Raw genomic sequence first — 22,328 nt, 5'->3', positions numbered from 1 at the left:
AAAGCTAAAAACGGGCAGCCGGAAAAGCTACCAACAAACTTTAAACCTTAAACTTCAAACCTTAAACTTCCACACCTCCTTGTCCGCAACAACCCATAACCCAGACGAGCTCGTAGAATACGGCTTCCGGCGCGTGATCATCACCATTACGGCGGTAATGTGCGCCTTGCTCGAGATCGTCGACACCACCATCGTGAACGTGGCCCTCACGCACATGCGCGGCTCCCTTGGCGCAACCCTGACCGACGTCGCCTGGGTCATCACCGCTTATGCGATTGCCAACGTGATCGTGATTCCGCTTACGAGCTGGCTTTCGCAACAGTTCGGGCGCCGCAATTACTTTGCTGTTTCTATCGTGATTTTTACCGTGGCTTCGTTCGCTTGCGGCAATGCGACCAATATTTGGGAACTCGTCGCTTTCAGGTTCGTGCAAGGACTCGGAGGTGGAGCGCTTCTCGTGACGGCTCAAACCATTATTACGGAGAGTTATCCCGTGGCCAAACGCGGAATGGCCCAGGCGATTTACGGAATGGGCGTGATCGTCGGCCCGACGCTGGGACCGCCTTTGGGAGGTTGGATCACGGACAACTGGGATTGGTCGTGGATTTTTTACATCAACATTCCGATTGGACTCGTCGCGACTTTTTTGACGCTGACATTCGTCAAAAGCCCCAAATATGCCGAGAAACTTAAAGCGAGCCAGGTTGATTGGTGGGGCATTGTTTTCCTGATCGCGTTCATCGGTTCGTTGCAGTTCGTCTTGGAACACGGCCAGCAGGACGACTGGTTCGACGATCCTTTGATCACGACACTGTCTGTGGTTTCGGTGGTTGGGTTGCTTGCGTTTGTCTGGAGGGAATTGACGTACAAATATCCCGTGGTAAATCTCAGCGTGCTCAAGGACTCGAATTTGCGCGTGGGAACCTTCATGTGTTTCATACTTGGCTTCGGACTGTATGGCTCGACACTCGTGATCCCGATCTATACCCAATCCATTTTGGGATGGACGGCCACCGAAGCGGGGTTATTGTTGATTCCGGGATCGCTGACCACGGCATTTATGATGCCGATCATCGGAAACCTCATCCAGAAAGGCGTGCCTCAAACGTATATGGTGGCCGTCGGGTTCGGGATCTTTTTCCTGTTTACGTTCTGGATGCACAACGCGATGACGCCTGACACGGGAGCCGAACATTTTTTCTGGCCGCTGATCCTCAGGGGAATGGGACTTGGTTTGTTGTTCGTTCCGATAACGACAATGGCGCTTTCGACGCTAAAAGGCAAACACATTGGCGAAGGCGCGGCCTTTACCGGAATGATGCGACAGCTCGGCGGATCGTTCGGGATTGCCATCATTACGACATTCATCACGCGTTTTACACAGGTGCATCGCGTGGATCTCGTCGGCAATCTTGACATTACCAAAACCAATGTGTCCGATCGCGTCAACCAACTGCAGCAAAGCTTCATGTCCAAAGGATTTTCGCCTAATGAAGCGCTCGCGAAAGCCTATCAGGCGCTCGATGGTTCGGTGATGAAACAAGCCACGGTAATGTCGTATATGGACATTTTCATTTATCTCGGAATCCTGTTCCTTTTGTGTATTCCGATCATTTTGCTCGTGAAAAAGAGCAAGAACAAGGTTGACATGTCTGAAGCAATGCACTGATTACCAATGGTTGATATTAAAAAATCATAAACTTAACATTACCGTGTGTTTAAATCTGTGTATATTTGACACTCTCTAAAAGCAAAACAAACCATAACATGGGACTATTCGGCAACAACATCAAGAAAATCATCCGGGAGATACGCGCGAGGAACGAGTATTATTCGAATGACCTCAACAAGGAAATCAACGAACTCATCGACGATTTGAAATCGGACTATGCCCAACATAGCAATGTGGTCTCGGATTTCGATTCCTTCGTACACGAACTCAACGGCAAACTCGACACTGCCGATACCGCCAAACTCGAAGATTTTCTGCAGCGCTTTTCCAAAGTAGACCGCAATGCCCAAAAAGGTCTCGATGCGTTATATGAAGTTTCGCGCAACCAGCGCAAGATCACATCTGAAAGTTTGAGGGATATAGAAGAAATCGAATTCGAACTGAAATAAAAAAAGCCGCCTGGATTGGGCGGTTTTTTTGTCTATTATTGTTGCCTAACGGGTAAAGACCAGCGTGTTGCCTTTCGAAAGATTTGCATCGAACGCATAGCCGTCGTAGTCAAACGCTTTAAGGTCATCAACGGTCTCGGCTCCTGTCTCGATGATATAACGAACCATCATGCCCCTGGCCTTTTTGGCGAAAAAGCTGATCGTCGAGAGTTTCCCGTTTTTAAAATCTTTGAATTCGGGTGTTATTACCGCCACTTTGAGCGCCTTTGTATCAATGGCCGAAAAATATTCGTTGCTGGCCAGATTCACGAACAGCTCCCCTTTTTTGAGTTCCTTGTTGAGCGCTTTCGTCAGCGTTTCTTTCCAGAACGCATACAGATTTTTGTTTTCACCGACCGCCAATTGCGTTCCCATTTCCAGCCGGTACGGCTGGATCAGGTCGAGCGGTTTGAGCAGTCCGTAAAGTCCGGACAAAATGCGCAGTTTGTGTTGGATGTCGTCGAGTTTTTCGTTCGGGATCGAATAGGCATCCAAACCGACGTAGACATCCCCATTGAACGCATATAGCGCCGGACGGGCATTTTCTGGCGTAAACGGTGTTTTCCAGGCCTTGTTGCGCTGCCAGTTGAGATCGGCGAGCTTGTCCGAAATATCCATGAGCTCCATCAACTCCTTTGGCTTTTTGGATTTGAGTGCTTTGTGGACTTTCCGCGTTTGCGTCAAAAAAGCGGGTTGAGTGTGGCGTTGCGTCGGGAGCGGGCTTTCAAAATCGAGTGTTTTGGCCGGAGAAATGACGATTTTCATTTGGAATTTCGTTTTTTGCTAAGATACGAATCAACGCGATTGGATGATGATGAGATAATTAGATGATGAGATGATGAGATAATTGAGATGATGAGATAATTGAGATAATTAGATAATTGAGATAATTAGATAATTGACACGACCGGCTATTTTACGGTACACCAATTCGCTAATTCATTCATTCGCTAATTCGCTAATTGTCCAATTCGCTATTCCCTAATTCGCTAATTGTTCAATTCGCTAATTCGCTAATTCGCTAATTCGCTAATTGCCCAATTCGCTAATTGTCCAATTCGCAAATCCCCTAATTATCTAATTTTCTAATTATCTAATTAATCCTCCTCTTCCTCGATTTCGCGAGCCGACGAATACGTGCGCCATTTTTCTACAAGTGCTTTCATATCGTCCGGAAGTTCGGTATCGAACCGCATGAAATCACCCGTTTCCGGATGTTTGAATCCGAGCGTCTTGGCATGCAACGCCTGTCGCGGGCACGCCTTGAAGCAATTTTCGACGAATTGCTTGTATTTGGTAAACGTCGTACCCTTGAGTATTTGTGAGCCGCCGTAACGGTCGTCGTTGAAAAGCGTATGCCCGATGTATTTCATATGCGCCCGAATCTGGTGCGTCCGACCGGTTTCCAGCCTACAGGAAACCAACGTGACATATCCGAAACGCTCCAAAACCTTGTAATGCGTGATGGCAGGTTTGCCGATTTCGGGATCTTCGAAAACCGCCATTTGCATACGATCTTTGAGATGACGCGCAATGTTGCCTTCGATCGTACCGGAATCTTCCTTGACATTGCCCCAGACCAACGCGACATATTCACGTTCGGACGTCTTGAACTCGAACTGGGCGGCCAGGTTGGCCAAAGCATGCTCCGTCTTGGCCACGACCAAAAGTCCCGAGGTGTCTTTGTCGATGCGGTGCACCAAACCCGGTCGGTTGCTGGAATTCATCGGCAGCTGTTGGAAATGGTACACGAGTGCGTTGACCAAAGTGCCGGTGTAATTTCCGTGTCCCGGATGTACGACGAGCCCCGGCGGCTTGTTGAGCACGATAAGGGATTCGTCTTCGTATTCGATGTCGATCGGGATATTTTCAGGGTCGATGCGGTTTTCGAACGGTGGATGCGACAGCAAAATCCGGATGACATCCAACGGTTTTATCTTGTAATTGGACTTCACCGGAAGATCGTTGACGTAAATGTCGCCATTGTCTGCGGCGTTCTGTATCTTGTTTCGCGTCGCGTTCGGGATTAGATACGTCAGGTATTTGTCGATACGCAAAAGCGCCTGGCCTTTGGGCACGTCGAATTTGTAATGCTCGAACAATTCCTGGCTTTCTTCCTGGCTTTCGAGATCGAAATCTTGGCTGTTCTCCATTTTATCAATCGTTCGACGGAGCGGCGTTCAAGCTGTCCAGGTCTTCTTCAGGTTCTTCAAATCCTATTTTTCCGTCGCCGAGTACCAAATCGATCACGGACGACTTCCAAACCTTGTCACCCGGTTTGAGTTTCTTGCCTTTGTGACGCATTTCGAGCACCATGTCTTTCCCAAGATACGGTTTGTAAGTGATTTTGCCTTCTACGAGACCGAGCGCTTCCAACGTCGGAACCGCCTGGCGATAGGTTTTCTCGATCAGGTCCGGCATGCGTACCGAGGTAAATCCTGATGAATTGATCTTGAGGTAAATCTTGCGGCCTTCCTTAACCTTGCGGCCCGGCAGCGGATCCTGCGTAACGACGCTGTGTTTCGGATAATCTTTAACAAAGTCGACGCTGTCAAGGATGACGTAGTCGAGATCGAGCGCCTCGAGTTGTTCTTCGACCTGTTGTTCGGACAGCTTGCGCAGATCAGGGACGGTGATTTCGTTGCCGTGATCGGTAGTGAACGTCAGCCAGTGCATCAGCAGATAACCAAGGACAAAAAGTATGGCGACTGCGGCCAGCAATTGCAGCGCGAAAACTCGGCTGGTCAGATATTGTTTGAGACTCATCAAAAATCGGGTTTGGGCAAAGATAATGAAACAGGCGTTTGGAAAAAAAGGTTAATTTTGGTGTGGGCCGCGTGAGGGATTGTAGCGGAAATCCTTTTGGGTTCCGCAGCTTGCGCAGGAACCCAAAAGATTGGAGCGAAAAGCCCGGCGGCGGGTTGAAAAATGCGTCCAGCTTTTTTCAACCCGCCGATACGCCCAAAATTTAAACTTTAAACGTCAAACCTTTAACCCATTATACCCGCAAATGAAAAACATCGCCATCGCCATGGGCGGCTATTCCAGCGAATTTGAGATCTCATTGAAAAGCGGCAATGTCGTTTACGACTATCTCGACCAATCGAAGTTCAAGGGCTATCGCATCCATATTTTGCGCGACAAATGGGTGTATGCAGATGACGGGAACCGCGAATTTCCCATTGACAAAAGTGATTTTTCGGTTGACGTGGACGGCGAAAAAATCGTGTTTGACGCGGTTTTTAACGCCATACACGGGACGCCCGGTGAAGATGGTTTGCTACAGGCCTATTTCGAACTGCTCGGGATTCCACAGAATTCCTGCGATTACTACCAGGCGGCCCTGACGTTCAACAAACGCGATATGTTGTCGGTGCTGAAACCGTACGGGATTAAGACCGCGACATCGTATTACCTGAACAAAGGCGACAAGATCGACACGGCCGAAATCGTCTCGAAAGTGGGTTTGCCGTGTTTCGTGAAACCCAACAAATCGGGTTCCAGTTTCGGGATATCCAAAGTAAAGGCCGAAGCCGAATTGCCTATTGCCATTGAAGTCGCTTACAAAGAAGACAACGAGATCATCATAGAAAGCTTTTTGGACGGAACCGAAGTTTCGGTGGGCGTCATCAACTACAAAGGCGAAGTCATCGTGTTGCCTATAACCGAAATCGTGTCCGAAAATGACTTTTTCGATTACGAGGCGAAATATCTCGGGAAATCCCAGGAAATCACGCCGGCAAGAATTTCGGAAGAACTGGCTGAAAAAGTCCGCGCGGTAGCCAAACGGGCTTATGAAGTGCTCAAGATGAAAGGTTTTTCGCGTTCGGAATTCATTATCGTCGACGGAGAACCGCACATGCTCGAAATGAATACGATTCCGGGATTGACTGCCGAAAGCCTGATTCCGCAACAGGCGCGCGCCGCCGGGATCTCACTGACGGATTTGTTTACGAATTCCATCGAACTGGCACTGTCTGGAAAATAAATTATTAATGTGGATGTCGGAGTCCTTGACCTTCGGCTTTCGACTTTCGTAAAAAATGAGAAAAGCAATATTCCCCGGATCATTCGACCCGATTACGAACGGCCACTACGACATCATCAAACGCGGGATTCCGTTGTTTGACGAAATCGTGATCGCAATTGGCGTCAATGCCGAAAAAAAATACATGTTCAGCCTCGAGGAACGCAAGCGTTTCATAGAGGAAACGTTTAAGGACGAGCCGACAATTTCTGTGGTTACCTACGAGGGCCTGACGATTGACCTTTGCAAGAAGCTCGGGGCGAAATTCATACTGCGCGGCTTGCGCAACCCTGCGGATTTTGAGTTCGAAAAAGCCATCGCCCATACCAATCGCCAACTCTCAAAGATAGAGACAGTTTTCTTGTTGACTGCCGCAAAGACGTCTTACATCAGCTCGTCTATCGTACGCGATGTGTTGCGCAATGGTGGCGATTATACGGTTTTGGTGCCGGATGCGGTTCGGGTTTCGGACATTTAATATTTTTTAAACCATTAAGATCGTTTGGGAAAGTTTAGGTTGGGGAGCCAAGTTGACTTTAAATTTTTAAACCATTAAGATCGTTTAGGAAAGTTTAGGTCGGAGCGTCAGGTTGACTTTAATTTTTAAACAATTAAGATAGTTTAGGAAAGTTTAGGTTGGAGTGTCAAATAGACTTATTTTTTAAACAATTAAGAAAGTTTAGAAAGTTAAGGTTGTAGCGGTAACTTGACTTTAATTTTTAAACCATTAAGATCGTTTAGGAAAGTTAAGGTTGGAGCGTCACTTTTTTGATTCCTCTTGACTAATCGTAATTATCTTAAGTTTCCAATTTCCGGCTACAAATGAAAAAAATTTTTTTCGCTTTATTAATTTCGCTTCCGGTTCTTTCCCAGAAAAACGATTTCAGGACGCCCTTCGAAAAAGGCAATGGCAACCAATGTGCGACGTATGAAGAAACGCTGGCTTTTTATGCGGAATTGGGTGCGAACTTCGAAACGATTTCGATCAACGACGGTCGTCCCACCGACAGCGGCGAACTGCTCCAACTCGTGGTTTTCGATCCCGACAAACTGTTTTTCGATCCCGAGCACAAAAAGACGGTCATCCTGATCAACAACGGCATACACGCTGGAGAACCCGATGGCGTCGATGCCACGATGCTTTTGTTCCGGGACTTGGCGACGGGTAAAATCAAAGCCCCTAAAAACGTCATCCTGGCTACGATTCCGATCTACAACATCGGCGGTTACCTGAACCGCAATGCGACGACACGCGTCAACCAGGACGGGCCCGAGCAATACGGCTTCCGCGGAAACGCGCGCAATTACGATCTCAACCGCGACTTCATCAAGGCAGACGCCGCCAACACTTGGGGATTCCACCAATTTTACCATTTGGCAGATCCGGAAATCGTCATCGACAATCACGTAAGTAACGGCGCCGATTACCAATATGTGCTGACTTACATCATGACCAACCACAACCGCTTGGGGAAAAGTCTCGGCGATTATCTCAACGTAACGATGATGCCGGAACTGGTTTCGGATCTCAAAAAGAAAAAGACCGAAATGACGCCTTATGTCAATGCCTGGGGACAAACGCCGGACAAAAGCGGGTTTGCTCAGTTCGACGACAGCCCGAGGTATGCGACAGGTTACACTTCGTTGTTCCATTCGATCGGATTCGTGGTCGAAACCCATATGCTAAAAAACTACGACAAACGTGTCCGGGCTACCTATGATTTTATGGTTTCGACGTTGGGTTTTGCCGAGAAAAATTCCAAGTTGATACGCCAAAAACGATTGGAGAACCAAAAAGAGTTCGTTCCAGGAGCCCAATATTCGGTTTCGTGGGCGATCGATTCTGCAAAAGTCGAGAAGCTGGAATTTCTAGGTTACGAAGGCATTTATAAGAAAAGCGAGGTCACTACCGGCAACCGCTTATTTTACGACAGGAAAAAGCCGTACAAAAAACCGATACCGTTCTACAAGGAATACAAGCCTGTCAAGCAAGTTGCGATCCCCGAATATTATGTGATCCCGAAAGGCTGGTGGAATGCGACGCGACTGCTGCTGGCTAACGGCATCGAGGCAGAACGCATCGAAAACGACACGGTCATCGAGGTCGAAAGCTACCGCATCGCCGACTACAAAACGCGAGGAAGTGCTTACGAGGGACATTATCCGCATTATAACACAAAAGTGGTCGCCACGAAAATAAAGATGAACTTCCGGGCGGGCGACTATTTGTTTCCGACGCGCCAGAAAGGCGTGAAATACCTGTTGGAAACCCTGGAGCCCGAAGCCGGCGATTCGTTTTTCAACTGGAATTTTTTCGACACGATCCTGCAGCAGAAAGAAGGATATTCGGATTATGTGTTCGAGGATCTTGCTGCGGAAATACTCAGGGAAAATCCTGAGTTGCAGGCTGAATTGGATGCGAGGCGCAACTCCGATGCCGACTTTGCCAGGAATCCCGAGGCTCAGCTCGACTGGGTTTACAAGCATTCTGTCCATTACGAAAAAGCGCATTTGCACTATCCGGTGTACCGGATTTTGAACGCCAGGTAAAGACGCGTGTCACATCGTTTTCGATTGCTTCACCCGGCGTTTTCCATTTCCCGTTATCTGACGACCGTCGCTTCAAATTCAATCTTCAACGTTTCCCACAAGTTCACGACTTCAATGTGCGATACCGCCGATTGGACGCCATTGTCCGAAATCCAACTCTTGAAAATGGCAAAGTTCGCGATGAACTCTTCTGTGGAAGTAGAGTAAATCGTAAGCCGGACGATGTTCTTGAGCTCGTAACCCGAATCAGATATGACGCGTTCGAGGTTTTGGAGTGCTTCGGGAATCTGGGTTTTCATGTCAGCGGAACTTGACGTGCCGTCAGGAGCAATTGCGGCTTGGCCCGAAACGTATAATGTTCCGGCGGCGTTTGTGACTTCGATGGCTTGGACTACTCCTCTTTCGTCTTGCCATGTCCATGGATTGATGTTTCTCTTTTGCATTTTGTATCGTTTTAAGTTGATACAAAATTCGGGTGCCCGAATCGAAAACGCGCGTGATAAAAATCACAATTTCATCCTACCAGGCGGCTCAGGGTTTCCCGGCTTACGCCCAAATAAGACGCCAACAGTGTTTTGGGCAGCCTCTGAAACAGTGCCGGCCGCGTTTCCAACAGCTGTTCGTACCGCTTTTTTGCCGTGAGTGTGGTCAAGGCAAGCATGCGCTTTTGGGCTGCCAAATGTGAGGCGATGGCTTTTTGGTGGAAAAAGTGTTCGACTTTAGGCATTTCCGAGCACAGTTGAAGATAGTGGTCATAACCCAGCGAAAATAAAGTGGTGTTTTCGATGCATTGCATCGATGTGACCGCCTTGGTTCGGGTAAAAAACGCGAGCGAATCCGTTTCCCACCAATCTTCCATAGCGAAAGACACGATATGCTCGTTGCCTTCAGGATCGGCGACAAAAAGTTTGGTTAAGCCGGAAACGATAAAAAAGTTATGCGTGACCTCGTCGTTTTCGCGAAACACAAATTCTTTTTTCGCGAAATGACCCGGCTTGAAATGCGACACTACATATTCTGCTTCAGCATCTGTAAAGTCTATGACGGCTTCAAAATGTCGCTTGAGGAAAAGTTGGCTTTCGTTCAATGGAGTACGTGTTGGATTTCTTGTTATGACTGATGTTTCATCTGATAAACAAAAGTCGCCGTATCGTGTCGCGTGAGGGATTGCAGCGGATATCCTTTTCGAGGAACGAGAAAAGATAGCAGCGCAAAGCCCGACGGCGGCTGGCCAAATGCAATCGGCTTTTGGCCAGCCGCCGACACGCCCAAATTATTGATTTCCGCTCAATCGTGCGCTTATTTTTTGAGCTTCGCTACCTGGACGGCGATGTGTTGCGGCAGATAACTTGGCGTGCATCCTCTTGGTACGACCTCGTCTTTGTACAATCCGACGCGTTCGCCAAGTTTTATGCACCGATCGCGGTATTCCGGTTGGAAGATGCCGATTTGCGCCGCCGTGAAATTCATCGCCCATTGTACTTCGGGAACTTCGGTTTCAATTTTTTCTGATATCGACAATAACAAGTCTTCGGTATTTGACGGCGGTTTTTGCCCGACCCATCTCAAGCGCGCTTCGTAATACCAAAACGTCCGTCGTTTGAGCGCTTCCGGGTCATTTTGCCACGACTGCATCAACGCTATCGCATTCTTGTTTTTGGAAAGTTGGTTGGCCATCAGCCAATCGATGAGCTGCAGGCGCTCGTCCATCGGATGGTCGCGCATGTCCGACACCAATTTGTCGACCGCATCCGGCGAAAGCAGCTTGGGATCGAATAACAACACCGCCAATTGACGTGCGAAATAATTTCCGGTCGACCAGAGTTCGAGACCGAGCTGATGGTTTTTCTTGATTTCTTTTGCGATTTTTCTCAGGTCGCCAAGTTTTGTGGCTTCGCCTGCGACCTGCCTATAGATTTCCGTTGCTTTGGCTGAAAGTTCCATGGTCAAAGGTATAGACGTTTCATATGTTCAACCGACGCTTCGATCATGGTTTCGAGAACCGAAATATCGATGCCTTCCAGTTTCTTGAGATAGATGCAGGTTTTGCTGAGCTTGTGTTTGCCGAGCTTGGCCAATTGGATTTCGCGCCCTTCGTAATCCGACAGATAAAGGACAAGGGCGTCCTTGCGTGGTGAAAATCCGGCGAGAGGCGCGTCTCCTTCGTGACCGGAGTCGTATTTGTAGTGGTAGCTTCCGAATCCTATGATCGTCGGGCCCCACATATAGGCGTCAAATCCTGTTTTGGACGTGAAGATCTCAACAAGGCGGCGTGCGTCATCCCGCTTTGTCTCGTTGTCGATGCCGGCAATAAACTCAGAAACAGGAATTTCTGTTGGTTTTGTTTTGGGTTCGTAAGCCATCTGATTGGTTTAAGCCTTAAAGTTAGGGCGTTTTCCAAAATCAACTGACATGTCAAACTTTAAACTTCAAACCTTAAACTTTAAACCTTAAACTTTAAACTTTAAACAAACTAATTATCCGTCAACTGCTCCTCAAACAACAACTTTATATTCTCGTACGAATTCAGCAACGCTTGTTCGATGTCTTCCGGATTGAGCCAGGCCGCCTTTTCGATGCCTTCGTCGAGTTGGGGACGCAACGGCCCGTCGTAATCGGTTTTCATTTCGTACCAATGCGTCACCTTGAGTTTGTAGCGCCCATTGCGGCGAAACACATGATAGGTTTTTTGGAGCTTGCGCACAATGGAAAGTTTTTCGACGCCGGTTTCTTCTTCTACTTCTCGCAATGCCGTGTATTCGATCTTTTCGCCTTTTTCGGTTCCGCCTTTGGGCAAGTCCCATTTGCCGTTCCTGAAAATGAAAAGCACCTGCCCTTTCCTGTTGTAGACGAGTCCACCTCCGGCCTTGTGGACAGGAACATTCGACTTGATCGTGCGGAACATTTCCTTCTCGTCAGGATGGTAGAGATAGGCTTTCTTGACTTTGTTCGAGAACATCTTGGCGATAAGTTGCGAAAAGTCGATCCCTTCCATGAGAAAAAGTTGGAAATCGGTCTCCTTCCGTATCTCTTGAGTCAGGAAAAGTGGTTTGTCGTTTACAAAAACTTTATACATTTGCAGTATGATTTTCAATAAAGATACAGCCGAAAAAACCGCAGAGTTGCTTTTGCAAATAAATGCAATAAAATTGAATCCCAAAAATCCTTTTACGTGGGCTTCGGGCTGGAAATCTCCGATTTATTGCGACAACCGCATGGTGTTGTCGTTTCCTCCCATACGCAATTACATCCGAGAGGAATTTTCGAAACAGATCGAAAAGCAATTCGGCAAACCGGATGTGATCGCCGGTGTCGCAACGGGCGCCATCGGGATTGGGATGCTTGTCGCGGAATACCTCGGATTGCCGTTCGTTTACGTACGTCCGGAAGCCAAGAAACACGGTCGCCAGAACCAGGTTGAGGGCTTTCTGCAAAAAGGACAAAGCGTCGTGATCGTAGAAGATCTCATCTCTACCGGTAAAAGTAGCCTGATGGCCGTCGACGCCTTGCGTGAAGCGGGAGCCAACATAAAGGGAATGGTGGGCATTTTTACTTACGGATTTCCGGTGGCCACAGAAAATTTTAAAAACGCCAAAATCGACCTTTACACCTTGAGCAATTATGAGAATCTGCTGAATCTCGCCGTCGCCAAGCGCTATATTACCGAAAACGAGCTCGAGACACTCAAGCAGTGGAATTCCAATCCTGCCGAATGGGGCGTCGAAGCATAAAAAACCACCTATGAACTTAGAAAGCCAAAAGGTTTCCGTAGCGAAGCCAGCACAATATGTATTCGATCAGCTGACGGATGTCAGAAATTTCGAGAAATTGATGCCTGACTCGATCGCGAAATTCGAATTGACGGGAGAAGATTCTTTTATTTTCGCGTTGAAGGGAATGCCCGAGATCAAGTTGAAACTCAAAGAGAAGACAGCGCCGAGCAATGTAAAATTGGGTGCCGCGAGTGATAAACTTCCGTTTAGCCTCGAAGCCAAAATCGATACGGTCTCAGAAAGCGAGTCCGGCGTACAATTGTTTTTCGAAGGAGAATTCAACGCCATGATGGCCATGATGGTCAAAGGTCCGATAAGCAAATTCATCGAGACGCTGGCCGCCAACATGAACAAGCTTTAAAAACAGTCACGGACTACGAAAAGCCTTCTATCTTGGAGGCTTTTCGCTTTATTGGAATTGTGCACAATTTTGTCGGACGCTGACGTTCGCCATTGCGCAACTTGATTTCCAGCAAATTGCGAACGCGCACAACAATAAATGTCTAGAAAAGGCGCTATTTTGTTTGTCATTTCACAATAATGATTAAACAAAATAAAAAATACCTCATAAATGGAAATCCTGTAATATTCAAAATGTCCTTATTTGGCTATATTTGTTTTTACGCAACAACACCGTTTTTATGAAAGTTGATTCCGATATTACTATTTTTTACACCGATGACGACCTTGAGGATCTCGAATTTTTCAGGGAAGCCACGGAAAGCCTCAACCAATCGGTCGAACTTGTCACGCTTAACAGTGGCGAGGCGTTGTTGGATGTGCTGCACAATCCACCACCACGGCCCCACCTGATTTTCCTCGATGTCAACATGCCCGGCCTTACGGGATTCGATGTGCTCGAAAAGGTGCGCAATACCGGAAATTTCAGAAAGTTGCCGGTCATCATGTTCACGACTTCTAACGACCAGGTCATCATCGATCGCAGCCTGCGTTTGGGTGCCAATTTCTTCGTACAGAAATCCGGAAGTTTCCCGAACCTCAAAAAATCGATTGAACACGCATTGAAAATAGACTGGTCTACCTTTAAGACGACAGCAGAAAATTTTGTTTACGCCGCCTGATTTTTATGACCCAAGACATCGCTACTGTATCATTTCTCGAAAAACTGAGATCTGAAACTGCCCAGGCCCATACTTCATTGGAACGCGTTCCCGTCTCTGGGGCGATCCTAAAAACTTCCGTCACGAACGAACAGTATGCCGCATATTTGCGGTTGATGTATGATGTGGTGGCTTCGTTGGAAACCGACATCCATCCTAAAATCGCCATGGTTGTCACTGATCTTGACCAACGGCAAAAAGCAAAAGATATCGAAGCTGACCTAAAGCAGATCGGATGCGAAATCCCGGTCAGATCCAAAGCTGTTTTCGAAGCTACGGGCAATGTCGGATTCGCGCTCGGAATCGCTTATGTGGTCGAAGGTTCGACATTAGGTGGCCGTGTTATCCTAAAAAACATTCAGGCAGTTTTAGGGCATGACGAGAATTCGGGTGCTTCCTATTTTGCCGGATACGGGAACAAGACGGGAAGCATGTGGAAATCGTTCCTTTCGCAAATGACGCAGTACGTTTCCGAAACTTCTTGTGAAGACGACGTCATCGCCGGAGCCAATTACGCCTTCACTACCATTCACGAGCACCTGTCTGCGCGATGAAGATCAAGGATATTCTGAACAGGGAAATCGTCAACCTCACCAATTGTGAGCACGAGCCTATTCACATTCCGGGAAGCATACAGCCACACGGGTTTTTGCTCGGGTTAAAGCAAGACAGCCTTGACATCGACTTTTGCAGCCGCAATACGGTTGATTTTATCAACACACCTCACGGCGAATTGCTGGGAAAATCTTTCGACTCGGTATTTGGTGCCGACCAAAAGCGATTGTTGCAGGACTATATCAATTATACGTTGCTCACCTCCCCTCTTCGGCTCAACTTATGTGGGGAACTCTTCAATTGCACGATCCACGCCAGCGACACTTCTTACATTGTCGAGGCCGAACCCATAGATCATACCGAGCAACCGCTTTGGAGCATTTACGATCAGACGTCCCAGTTCCTTTCGTATATGAACGAAACCCATACGCTAAAGGAACTTTGCCAGTTGGTTGCCGACGGAACCCGCGAAATTACCGGATACGACCGCGTCATGGTGTACCGGTTCGACAAAGATTACAATGGGGAAGTTTTTGCTGAGAGCCACAATGAGGCATTTGAGCCGTTCCTGGGATTGCATTATCCGCATACCGACATTCCCGTCCAGGCCAGGGAACTTTACCTCAAAAATTTGTTGCGACTTATCGCCGACATCAATTATTCCCCTGTCCCGATTTTTACGGTAGATGATGCCCACGGCAAAAACCTCGACCTGAGCCATTCGATCCTGAGAAGTACGTCGCCCATCCATATCCAGTATTTACAGAACATGGGCGTCGGGGCAACACTGACCATTTCGCTTATCCACCAAAAAAAGCTCTGGGGATTGATTGCGTGCCACCATTATTCGGCTAAAAACCTGACGCCGGAAATACGGCTTGCGGCTCAATTGCAAGGAAATTTTCTCACGTCCCAAATCGACGTGCGCCAGTCGTATGAAGAATACGAGGTCTCTCGAAAGTCGAACAGTTCACTCGAGCGTCTCAACGCGTTGCATCTTCAGCCAAAAGCGGAATCGTTCGAGAAGATCGTCTCCTGCCACGAATTGCTCGATTTGTGCAATGCCTCAGGAGTTTCGATACGTTTCGGCAGCAAGATTTTCACGAGTGGGATCGTGCCTTCGGAAGCCGCTATCGCAACGCTTTCCGACCGTCTTTACGATTATACCAACGGAGGTCAGCTTCAGACTGATAAACTGCTCGGACATTTACCCGACCAAAAAGAACTTTGCCAGCAAGTGCCTGGCGTCGCATATTATTCGTTGGGGACCGATAAGGAAAATTGCGTCATCTGGTATCGTCCGGAAACGGTTACCGAAGTCAACTGGGCCGGCGACCCTGCCAAAGCCATCGTCAAGGATGAGAAAGGGCTTTTCCCAAGAAAATCGTTCGAACTTTGGAAGGAATTCGTAAAATTCCAGAGCAAGCCGTGGTCGACGCCCGAATTGAATACGGCGGCCAATTACGCCCACTCGCTTCAACGCCAGATGAACCTTATCCTGCTTACCGAAGAAGGACGCCGCAACCTCGAACTCAACAAGATACTCGAGGAGACCAATTCGGAATTGGAGAACATCAACTGGATAAGCACGCATGACCTTCAGGAGCCGCTGCGCAAAATACAGCTGATCGCCTCTCGCATGCTGTCAAAGGAAAATCACGAAATCTCGCCTGAAATCCACGATTCTCTGGTGCGCATGAACAATTCGGCCAACCGCATGCAAACATTGCTTATCGACATCCTCAAGTATACGCGCATCCAGCACAGCAAGGGCACGTTCGAGGCCGTGGAACTCAACGCACTCATCCGGCAAACGGCTGACGAACTTCGGGAAACCACGATGGAGCGATCGGCTGCGATAACCGTATCGGCAATGCCGACGGTCAACGGAAATGCGTTCCTGCTCAAGCAACTGTTTTCGAACCTCATATCGAACTCCATAAAATACGGGAGACACGAGATCGAGCCGGAAATTTCTGTGGATTACCTTGGAATCCGAAAAAATGCGGCTTCGGCGAAAGTAGAGGCCGATTACCACGTAATTTCGCTGTCTGACAACGGCATCGGGTTTGAATCGCGATTTGCCGAGACGATCTTCAACATCTTCACAAGACTTCACGCCCCTTCGGAATACAAGGGATCGGGCGTCGGGCTGGCGCTCTGCAAAAAAATCATGCAAACCCATAACGGCACTATCGAGGCACGAAGCGAACTTGGTAAAGGTTCGGTCTTTACGTTGTATTTTCCGGTCGTCTAGAAAAATGCACAATTCTCCGCTCATCCTCTTTACAGAGGATTTTTTTTGCGTTTTCCGCAATGTTCAATTCAACGATTTTTAGTGCAATTGGTAGAGTTTTTATCGACATCGCCTAACATTAAATTAATATTGCCTTAACAAACAAATGCCACCCGCCCGTAAACGAAATTAAATTATGCAGGTAAAGCTACACCAATATGGCTACAACAGATCCGCAACTAAAAAGCAACGACTGCGGGATAAGCGCCGTAAAAACGCTGTTCAACCTTAACGGCAAAAGCATTTCGAGAAAATATGTAGAGCAATCGCTTCCGACGGAAGAAAAGGGCTCTCGTATTTCCGACCTGAAGGAATTTCTCGACAATCACGGTTTTGAGACAAAATATCGCTTGCTCGATATCAACGGGTTGCACGGCGATACGGAGAAATTGGAGGCGATGCTTCCGTTCATCCTTCCGATCCAGAACAAAAAAGGACTTCACTATGTCGTGGCGGCCCAGGCCAAAGGCAACAAGGTCAAGATCCACGATCCGGCAAAAGCGAAAGAATATTACCTGAGTCTCCAGGAAATAAAGAAACTTGCTCACTTCAACAAGAATCATTGGGACATGGCGGAGGCGGAGGACAAGATCTTGTCGATTTGCTCGCGCGATCTTGTGGATTACCGCATCGACGTCGCCCAAGCGCTGGAAGAATACGGACACGCGACGCTGTTCAACAAACTTACCTATTTTAAATACCTCAAGGAAAACTTTGGGTTCAAGGACGTCGCGGCAGAGAAGAATTTTCTAGGCGACCTGCTCAAAAACCAGGACATTTCCAGCGTTCCGCACAATTTCAAGACGCTTCAGTACGACAAAGGTAAATTGCGCAACAATTCCCCTATGGTCTTGATGGCGAAAGCCTCGGCGGAACCGGACAACGCGCCGGTTTATCCGGAAGAAGAACGCAAAAGCCTTTACTGGCAGCTCTTCAAGCAACTTGGCGAGCACCGCAAATTGTGGTACATCTACATTTTCGCTGCATTATTTTCGGCAACGACCGCCCAGATCGCCGTGTTCACGAACCAGATCCTGATCGACGACATCCTGCCGACCTACAACATCAATACGCTGGTACTTTTGCGATTGGGCTTGGCATTTACAAGCTTTTTGACCTGGCCACGACCATTTACAAGAATTTCGTGTCGATGCATCTGGGCAATATTCTCGATCGCCATTTCCTTGCTTCGTTCGACGAAAAAGTGAACAATTCCTCGCTTGCGTACATCCAGACGTTCAAGAAAGGCGATTTGATGGAGCGCGTGAGCGATTCGCTGAAACTCAAGAGTTTTTTCATGAAGTTTTTCACCGGGATGATGGTAGACATTTTCGTCTCGCTCTATTCGCTTATCATCCTATTTTTCATCGACGCCAAACTTACCCTGATCGTGGTTGGTGTGATGATCGCCTTTGTGATGTGGTTCCGTTTCATTACGCCTTATCTCAAGCAAAACGAGCGTATGCGTTATATGCGCAAGGCTGATTTCCTGTCTAAAATGATGGAAAAAGTAGACGGCTTACAGGTCATCAAAAGCTTTAAGATCGAAAGGTTCCATTCCGAAAAAGTATTCACGAGCGTCAACGATTACCTCAAAATCCAGCTCCGCAACGGTTTTGTCGATTTGGTAAACAAGATCGTCGTGGCGGTAATCATCGTGATCGCATCGGTTTTGATCATCGTTTTCTTGACGAAGTCGGCCATTACGACACAGTTGATCACATTGGGACAGATCGTGACGTTCATCGCGCTTTCGTCGAAGATTTTTTCGTCTCTCAAGGGCATTCTCGACGACAACCTGAATTTGCAGGAAAACGAGGTCATCTTAAAACGCTATCTCGACTTTGACGAGCACACATCGGCCAGGACCAAAAACGGCATTGCCGATTTCAGCATCCATAAAATCGAATTCAAAAATCTCAATTACGGATATGTGCCAAACGAAATGATCCTCAAAGACATCAACCTCAAGATAAGGATTGGCGAAAAGATCAAGATCGAGGGCACGAACGGATCGGGAAAATCGACGTTCAGCAAAATCCTTACGACGCTTTACCATCCGAATTCCGGCCACATCCTGATCAATTCGCGCGACAAAAAATTCTATGACGAAGAAAAGATGCGCGACAAGATTTTGCTCGTGACCAACGAGGACATTTTGTTCAACGACACGATTTACAACAATATCGCACTCGGCCGGCATATTCCGATAGCCGACATCATCGACAAGGCCAAACTCATCAATTTCTATGATTTCATCGCCAACAAGGAGGACGGCCTCGAGTTCATGATCAGTGAAAACGGCAAGAATCTTTCGACGGGACAACGCAAGAAAATCCTGTTGCTGCGCGCGATTTTCTCTACGGCGGAATTCATCATTTTGGACGAAGTGTTGTCCGGGATGGATGTCGAATCGCGCAACAACGTTGAACTCCTGATAGAAGAAGATGCCGAGGACAAAACGTATATCATCATTTCCCACGAACCGATCAACAACATCAATTTCACCAAGCAATACAAGATCAAAGATGGAGAACTCAATGTATTATAACACGCGTTCGATCAATTTCATCAGGATTCTGCATCGGATATTGGTAGCCTTTTTCGTGATCGTGATGTTGCTCATAATTGCGCTGAACATCAACGACACGGTAAGTTTCAAGGAAGGACAGATCTTTTCGGATACGCCTCAGATGAAAATCAACGCCCCGAATGAAGTGCGAGTGATCAAGGTATCCGTCAAGGAAGGCCAGAAAGTCAGGAAAGGCGACACACTTTTCATTTTGGAAAACAAACGCACCCAATCCGACTACGACGTGCTCAACGCAGATCTCGCGGCGATGGAACACAAAATCAAGATTATCGACCAGTTGATCCTAAATACCGAAGCCCGCAAAAAATCGCTACAGCAATTGCTCGGCATACAATCGCGCATCTATTCGACCGACCGCAAAAAAACCGCCGACGAGATCGCCATGCTCAACAACAAACTCAATGTTTCGACCCAGCAACATTCGATTTTGTCGGACAAGTTCAAGACCGATTCTCTTTTGTACGCCAAAGGAGCGATTTCCAGATACGAAATGACCGAGACCAAAAACCGCAACCTCGACGACACGAAAAGCCAGCTCGACATCAAATCGAACCATTCGGTAAAGAATTACGATTTCGAAAACCTCAAGAACAATTACGGACGCACAAAAAACGATTTGCAGCGCAGCATCATCGATGTCGACAACCAAATCCACAATTACAGGCGCGACATTCTCGAACTCCGCAACCTGATCAAGAACGGGAAGTCGAACCTTACCTACATTTCGGACGAGCTTGGAAAAATGACCATCACGGCTCCCGTAGACGGCACGATCTCCAATCTTTACAATGCCCGCCAAAATTTACAGATCGTCAATAAAGGCGACCTTTTGACGATCGTCGCACCAGATCGCGAGCATTTTTACGCAAAAGTCACACTTGACGAACAAGATCTCGCCTACGTGAAGGAAGGACAGGAGATCAACCTCAAGCTCGATGCGTACAACTATTATAGATATGGCCCGATCAAAGGCAACATCACCTATGTTTCCCCGTCTGACATCGACCGTACCTTCTATTGTTTGGCCCAAATCAAGAAGTACAATCCGAATATCAACCTCAAAGCGGGTTATCGACTTAAAGGTGAAGTCATCATTGAAGAGATGAAAATGTTCCAGTATATCATGAAGAAATTGTTCAACAAGATCGACAACAGCGTAAACTGAAATGAAAATACGGTTGCCTCAAGTGTTGTTTGTTTTTTTTGCCTGGACGTCCTTTGCCCAGGAAACCGGTACGATCAAGTTCCTCCGATTCGACGATTGCCTCGAATTGGCGATGCAGAACAACCTTTCCCTCCAAAGCGCGCTACTAGACGAAAAAATAGCGCACACGCAATACAAAGCCAGTTACGGGCAAATCCTGCCTGCGATCAGCGCCAGCGGAGACAACCGCTATTCTTGGGGAAAGGAAATCGACAATACGACGAATCTCTTCGTCAATACGCAACTCAAAACCTATGAAGGTTCAGTGAATGCGAATTTTAATCTGTTTTCGGGATTCCGCGTGCTCAATTCGATACGGGCGATGCGACAGGAACGCGAAATCAGCAGGGAAAACATCAGCCTTACGAAAAACGAGATTACGATCGATCTGGCCCAGCGCTACATCACGATCTTGTACCTGCAGGAAATCATCGAAGCCAATCACGAACAAATCCGCTCGAGTGAAAAACAAATCGAACTGGCCCAGCTAAAATTCGACAACGGCACAATCTCCGAAAGCGAAGTCTTCAAAATCAAGGCCCAAAAAGCCAACGAAGAACTGTCGATGCTGACCAATCAAAACAATTTGACCGACAATCTCATCAGCATCAAGCAACTCATGAACTTGCCGATAGAGACCGAGATCGCGCTCAGCGAACCGGAACTTGACTTCCGTATCCTCGAAAACCTTGAAGACAGGCAATACGAACTGACGAAACAGGCCGTGATGCTGCACCCGGCCTACAAAATGAGCGTTTTTGGTGAGCAACGTGCACGTACTGACCTCTCGATCGCCAGGGGATTGCGTTTCCCGCTGCTCAACATGAGGGTACAACACCGCAGCAATTACAGCGATAACGACGAGGAAACTTTTCGGATGCAAATCAAGGAAAATACGGCCACCTCGCTGCGTTTCGGTCTCGAAATCCCGATTTTCAACCGGTTCGAGACATGGTCTGAAGTACAAACGGCCAAGCTCGAATGGAAGCAGGCGCAAATCTTTACCAAACTCGAACAGAACCGACTTTCGAAAGAAGTCATGAAGTCGATCACCGATACGCGAACCTCGATCAAAAAACGCGACGCATCAGGTCTTGCGTTTGAATTTTCCCAAAAAAGCCTCGATGCGGACGACCTCAAATTCCAACTCGGGAAAATCAACATAAACGAGTGGAGCCTGACCAAAATGAACTTTAACAAAGCCCAGGCGGAACTAATCCAGGCACGCTATGAATTGTTGTTCAACAACGCGCTGATCAAATTCTATCTCGGCGAAGCGTTCACACTTTAATACAACATCGTGAGTTGTTTTATTCCGTATGACGTTACCGAATCGTCTTCGTGCATTATGGCAAGCGTGCCATCTTTCGATGCTTCGATGACAATCCCCATGAACCGTTTACCGGATTCGTCCACAAATACCGTTGGTTTGCCTTTGCGGAAGAGACTCTCGTTGTAGCGTTCCCAGATTCGGTCGCCTTCCGATTTGATAGCGGACAGTTGCGTTTCGAGGCTTCGCGCGACCTGCAAGCCCAAATCGTCCTTATCGAAAAATTTGCCGCTGACCGTGTGCAGCGATCCGGCGTTGGGCAAACCTTCAAAATTGTCCTGGTTGACGTTGATCCCGATTCCGATCACCGATTCAAATTCAGTGGCCGTTTTGACATTGTTTTCGATGAGGATCCCGCCAACTTTCTTGTTGCCTGACATAATGTCGTTTGGCCATTTAAGGGTCAACTCATGGATATCCATGGATTTCAGCGCCTCAAGGACAGACAGAGCGACGGCGGCATTGAGCATGAAAAGCGCGGCCGTATCCAAATCAGACAACCTAAAGAAAACACTCATTGTCAAGTTTTTACCCGGTTCGGATTTCCATACCGATCCCCTTTGACCGCGACCATCGGTTTGGGAATTGGCCGTGACGACCGTAAAATCGCGGAGGGTTTGGCGCTTTGCCAAATCTTTTAAAAAATCGTTTGTGGAGCCGATGGCATCGAGTTTGATGAAATGCATACGAAAATGCGCGGGAATCGCGTGTTTAATCTT

23 protein-coding genes are annotated in these 22,328 nt (G+C 47.6%); 14 read left to right on the top strand and 9 right to left on the bottom strand.

Translation table 11 applies throughout. The annotated features are described in order from the left end of the window. Positions 1-79 precede the first annotated feature (79 nt). Both HC229_RS14970 and HC229_RS14965 read left to right on the top strand, forming a co-directional pair. Entirely contained in the window at positions 80-1,669 is a 1,590-nt protein-coding gene (locus HC229_RS14970) for a DHA2 family efflux MFS transporter permease subunit (protein WP_191021316.1), read from the top strand. Between the two features lie 98 nt (positions 1,670-1,767). Then, a complete protein-coding gene (locus HC229_RS14965; RefSeq protein WP_191021315.1) occupies positions 1,768-2,121 on the top strand; it encodes a hypothetical protein in 354 nt (117 codons plus the stop codon). 45 nt (positions 2,122-2,166) lie between these two features. On the opposite strand, the gene yaaA is transcribed toward HC229_RS14965, so the two are convergent. The 3 genes from yaaA to HC229_RS14950 all read right to left on the bottom strand — a co-directional run bounded on the left by yaaA (position 2,167) and on the right by HC229_RS14950 (position 4,926). Further along, the gene (gene yaaA, locus HC229_RS14960) at positions 2,167-2,925 is read right to left on the bottom strand and encodes a peroxide stress protein YaaA (protein WP_191021314.1); all 759 of its coding nucleotides are present in this window, start codon (positions 2,923-2,925) and stop codon (positions 2,167-2,169) included. A gap of 332 nt (positions 2,926-3,257) precedes the next feature. Beyond that, positions 3,258-4,313, bottom strand: a complete 1,056-nt coding sequence (locus HC229_RS14955) for an RluA family pseudouridine synthase (RefSeq protein ID WP_191021313.1) — start codon at positions 4,311-4,313, stop codon at positions 3,258-3,260. A gap of 4 nt (positions 4,314-4,317) precedes the next feature. Beyond that, positions 4,318-4,926 carry a PASTA domain-containing protein gene (locus tag HC229_RS14950; protein WP_191021312.1) on the bottom strand — a complete coding sequence of 203 codons (609 nt, stop codon included), beginning with the start codon at positions 4,924-4,926 and terminating at the stop codon, positions 4,318-4,320. Positions 4,927-5,170: 244 nt separating this feature from the next. Here HC229_RS14950 and HC229_RS14945 point away from each other — a divergent pair, with 244 nt between their 5' ends. The 3 genes from HC229_RS14945 to HC229_RS14935 all read left to right on the top strand — a co-directional run bounded on the left by HC229_RS14945 (position 5,171) and on the right by HC229_RS14935 (position 8,737). After that, positions 5,171-6,148: a D-alanine--D-alanine ligase gene (locus tag HC229_RS14945; RefSeq protein ID WP_191021311.1), complete on the top strand. Its 978-nt coding sequence runs from the start codon at positions 5,171-5,173 to the stop codon at positions 6,146-6,148. A gap of 55 nt (positions 6,149-6,203) precedes the next feature. Beyond that, the gene (coaD, locus tag HC229_RS14940) at positions 6,204-6,665 is read left to right on the top strand and encodes a pantetheine-phosphate adenylyltransferase (RefSeq protein WP_191021310.1); all 462 of its coding nucleotides are present in this window, start codon (positions 6,204-6,206) and stop codon (positions 6,663-6,665) included. Positions 6,666-7,009: 344 nt separating this feature from the next. Next, positions 7,010-8,737 (top strand): M14 family metallopeptidase, encoded by a 1,728-nt coding sequence (locus HC229_RS14935; RefSeq protein ID WP_191021309.1) that lies wholly within the window; start codon positions 7,010-7,012, stop codon positions 8,735-8,737. A 53-nt stretch (positions 8,738-8,790) separates the two neighbouring features. On the opposite strand, the gene HC229_RS14930 is transcribed toward HC229_RS14935, so the two are convergent. From HC229_RS14930 to HC229_RS14910, 5 genes are all read right to left on the bottom strand, one after another. Further along, positions 8,791-9,180, bottom strand: coding sequence for a RidA family protein (locus tag HC229_RS14930; protein ID WP_191021308.1), 390 nt, complete (start codon positions 9,178-9,180; stop codon positions 8,791-8,793). Between the two features lie 71 nt (positions 9,181-9,251). Continuing rightward, positions 9,252-9,824, bottom strand: a complete 573-nt coding sequence (locus tag HC229_RS14925) for a Crp/Fnr family transcriptional regulator (RefSeq protein ID WP_191021307.1) — start codon at positions 9,822-9,824, stop codon at positions 9,252-9,254. A 212-nt stretch (positions 9,825-10,036) separates the two neighbouring features. Then, the gene (locus HC229_RS14920; RefSeq protein WP_191021306.1) at positions 10,037-10,681 is read right to left on the bottom strand and encodes a DNA alkylation repair protein; all 645 of its coding nucleotides are present in this window, start codon (positions 10,679-10,681) and stop codon (positions 10,037-10,039) included. Positions 10,682-10,683: 2 nt separating this feature from the next. Further along, the gene (locus HC229_RS14915) at positions 10,684-11,100 is read right to left on the bottom strand and encodes a DUF1801 domain-containing protein (protein ID WP_191021305.1); all 417 of its coding nucleotides are present in this window, start codon (positions 11,098-11,100) and stop codon (positions 10,684-10,686) included. Positions 11,101-11,210: 110 nt separating this feature from the next. After that, positions 11,211-11,813, bottom strand: coding sequence for an NUDIX hydrolase (locus HC229_RS14910; protein WP_191021304.1), 603 nt, complete (start codon positions 11,811-11,813; stop codon positions 11,211-11,213). A 7-nt stretch (positions 11,814-11,820) separates the two neighbouring features. Between HC229_RS14910 and pyrE the strand changes: the two genes are divergently transcribed. The 9 genes from pyrE (at position 11,821) to HC229_RS14870 (ending at position 21,570) form a co-directional block, all read left to right on the top strand. Beyond that, positions 11,821-12,468: an orotate phosphoribosyltransferase gene (gene pyrE, locus HC229_RS14905; protein ID WP_191021303.1), complete on the top strand. Its 648-nt coding sequence runs from the start codon at positions 11,821-11,823 to the stop codon at positions 12,466-12,468. A gap of 10 nt (positions 12,469-12,478) precedes the next feature. Continuing rightward, positions 12,479-12,871 carry an SRPBCC family protein gene (locus HC229_RS14900; protein WP_191021302.1) on the top strand — a complete coding sequence of 131 codons (393 nt, stop codon included), beginning with the start codon at positions 12,479-12,481 and terminating at the stop codon, positions 12,869-12,871. Between the two features lie 280 nt (positions 12,872-13,151). Further along, positions 13,152-13,592: a response regulator gene (locus HC229_RS14895; RefSeq protein ID WP_191021301.1), complete on the top strand. Its 441-nt coding sequence runs from the start codon at positions 13,152-13,154 to the stop codon at positions 13,590-13,592. Between the two features lie 5 nt (positions 13,593-13,597). Next, a complete protein-coding gene (locus HC229_RS14890) occupies positions 13,598-14,185 on the top strand; it encodes a biliverdin-producing heme oxygenase (protein ID WP_191021300.1) in 588 nt (195 codons plus the stop codon). Further along, a complete protein-coding gene (locus HC229_RS14885) occupies positions 14,182-16,443 on the top strand; it encodes an ATP-binding protein (protein ID WP_191021299.1) in 2,262 nt (753 codons plus the stop codon). The genes HC229_RS14890 and HC229_RS14885 overlap by 4 nt, the downstream gene beginning before the upstream one ends. Before the next feature lie 197 nt (positions 16,444-16,640). Then, a complete protein-coding gene (locus HC229_RS16635) occupies positions 16,641-17,690 on the top strand; it encodes a cysteine peptidase family C39 domain-containing protein (protein WP_223845632.1) in 1,050 nt (349 codons plus the stop codon). Then, positions 17,582-19,033, top strand: coding sequence for an ABC transporter ATP-binding protein (locus tag HC229_RS14880; protein WP_332871662.1), 1,452 nt, complete (start codon positions 17,582-17,584; stop codon positions 19,031-19,033). Before HC229_RS16635 ends, HC229_RS14880 begins: the two co-directional genes overlap by 109 nt. Beyond that, complete coding sequence (locus HC229_RS14875) at positions 19,011-20,240, top strand: HlyD family secretion protein (protein ID WP_191021297.1); 1,230 nt, start codon at positions 19,011-19,013, stop codon at positions 20,238-20,240. The genes HC229_RS14880 and HC229_RS14875 overlap by 23 nt, the downstream gene beginning before the upstream one ends. A gap of 1 nt (position 20,241) precedes the next feature. After that, positions 20,242-21,570, top strand: coding sequence for a TolC family protein (locus HC229_RS14870; protein ID WP_191021296.1), 1,329 nt, complete (start codon positions 20,242-20,244; stop codon positions 21,568-21,570). On the opposite strand, the gene HC229_RS14865 is transcribed toward HC229_RS14870, so the two are convergent. Continuing rightward, positions 21,567-22,295 (bottom strand): biotin--[acetyl-CoA-carboxylase] ligase, encoded by a 729-nt coding sequence (locus HC229_RS14865; protein ID WP_191021295.1) that lies wholly within the window; start codon positions 22,293-22,295, stop codon positions 21,567-21,569. The genes HC229_RS14870 and HC229_RS14865 overlap by 4 nt on opposite strands. Positions 22,296-22,328: the final 33 nt, after the last annotated feature.

Source organism: Flavobacterium selenitireducens, from assembly GCF_014748335.1.
GTDB lineage: Bacteria > Bacteroidota > Bacteroidia > Flavobacteriales > Flavobacteriaceae > Flavobacterium > Flavobacterium selenitireducens.
Note: the sequence above shows the minus strand (reverse complement) of the source record. Positions and strands in the feature narration are given on the sequence as shown.

Excerpts from the sequence above, each read along its gene's own strand:
- HC229_RS14870 (WP_191021296.1), top strand. The coding sequence starts at position 20,242 with ATGAAAATACGGTTGCCTCAAGTGTTGTTTGTTTTTTTTGCCTGGACG.
- HC229_RS14955 (WP_191021313.1), bottom strand. The coding sequence starts at position 4,313 with ATGGAGAACAGCCAAGATTTCGATCTCGAAAGCCAGGAAGAAAGCCAG.
- HC229_RS14920 (WP_191021306.1), bottom strand. The coding sequence starts at position 10,681 with ATGGAACTTTCAGCCAAAGCAACGGAAATCTATAGGCAGGTCGCAGGC.
- HC229_RS14890 (WP_191021300.1), top strand. The coding sequence starts at position 13,598 with ATGACCCAAGACATCGCTACTGTATCATTTCTCGAAAAACTGAGATCT.
- HC229_RS14935 (WP_191021309.1), top strand. The coding sequence starts at position 7,010 with ATGAAAAAAATTTTTTTCGCTTTATTAATTTCGCTTCCGGTTCTTTCC.
- HC229_RS14875 (WP_191021297.1), top strand. The coding sequence starts at position 19,011 with ATGGAGAACTCAATGTATTATAACACGCGTTCGATCAATTTCATCAGG.
- HC229_RS14900 (WP_191021302.1), top strand. The coding sequence starts at position 12,479 with ATGAACTTAGAAAGCCAAAAGGTTTCCGTAGCGAAGCCAGCACAATAT.
- HC229_RS14945 (WP_191021311.1), top strand. The coding sequence starts at position 5,171 with ATGAAAAACATCGCCATCGCCATGGGCGGCTATTCCAGCGAATTTGAG.
- HC229_RS14885 (WP_191021299.1), top strand. The coding sequence starts at position 14,182 with ATGAAGATCAAGGATATTCTGAACAGGGAAATCGTCAACCTCACCAAT.
- HC229_RS14915 (WP_191021305.1), bottom strand. The coding sequence starts at position 11,100 with ATGGCTTACGAACCCAAAACAAAACCAACAGAAATTCCTGTTTCTGAG.
- pyrE (WP_191021303.1), top strand. The coding sequence starts at position 11,821 with ATGATTTTCAATAAAGATACAGCCGAAAAAACCGCAGAGTTGCTTTTG.
- HC229_RS14895 (WP_191021301.1), top strand. The coding sequence starts at position 13,152 with ATGAAAGTTGATTCCGATATTACTATTTTTTACACCGATGACGACCTT.
- HC229_RS14910 (WP_191021304.1), bottom strand. The coding sequence starts at position 11,813 with ATGTATAAAGTTTTTGTAAACGACAAACCACTTTTCCTGACTCAAGAG.
- HC229_RS16635 (WP_223845632.1), top strand. The coding sequence starts at position 16,641 with ATGGCTACAACAGATCCGCAACTAAAAAGCAACGACTGCGGGATAAGC.
- yaaA (WP_191021314.1), bottom strand. The coding sequence starts at position 2,925 with ATGAAAATCGTCATTTCTCCGGCCAAAACACTCGATTTTGAAAGCCCG.
- HC229_RS14950 (WP_191021312.1), bottom strand. The coding sequence starts at position 4,926 with ATGAGTCTCAAACAATATCTGACCAGCCGAGTTTTCGCGCTGCAATTG.
- coaD (WP_191021310.1), top strand. The coding sequence starts at position 6,204 with ATGAGAAAAGCAATATTCCCCGGATCATTCGACCCGATTACGAACGGC.
- HC229_RS14965 (WP_191021315.1), top strand. The coding sequence starts at position 1,768 with ATGGGACTATTCGGCAACAACATCAAGAAAATCATCCGGGAGATACGC.
- HC229_RS14930 (WP_191021308.1), bottom strand. The coding sequence starts at position 9,180 with ATGCAAAAGAGAAACATCAATCCATGGACATGGCAAGACGAAAGAGGA.
- HC229_RS14865 (WP_191021295.1), bottom strand. The coding sequence starts at position 22,295 with ATGCATTTCATCAAACTCGATGCCATCGGCTCCACAAACGATTTTTTA.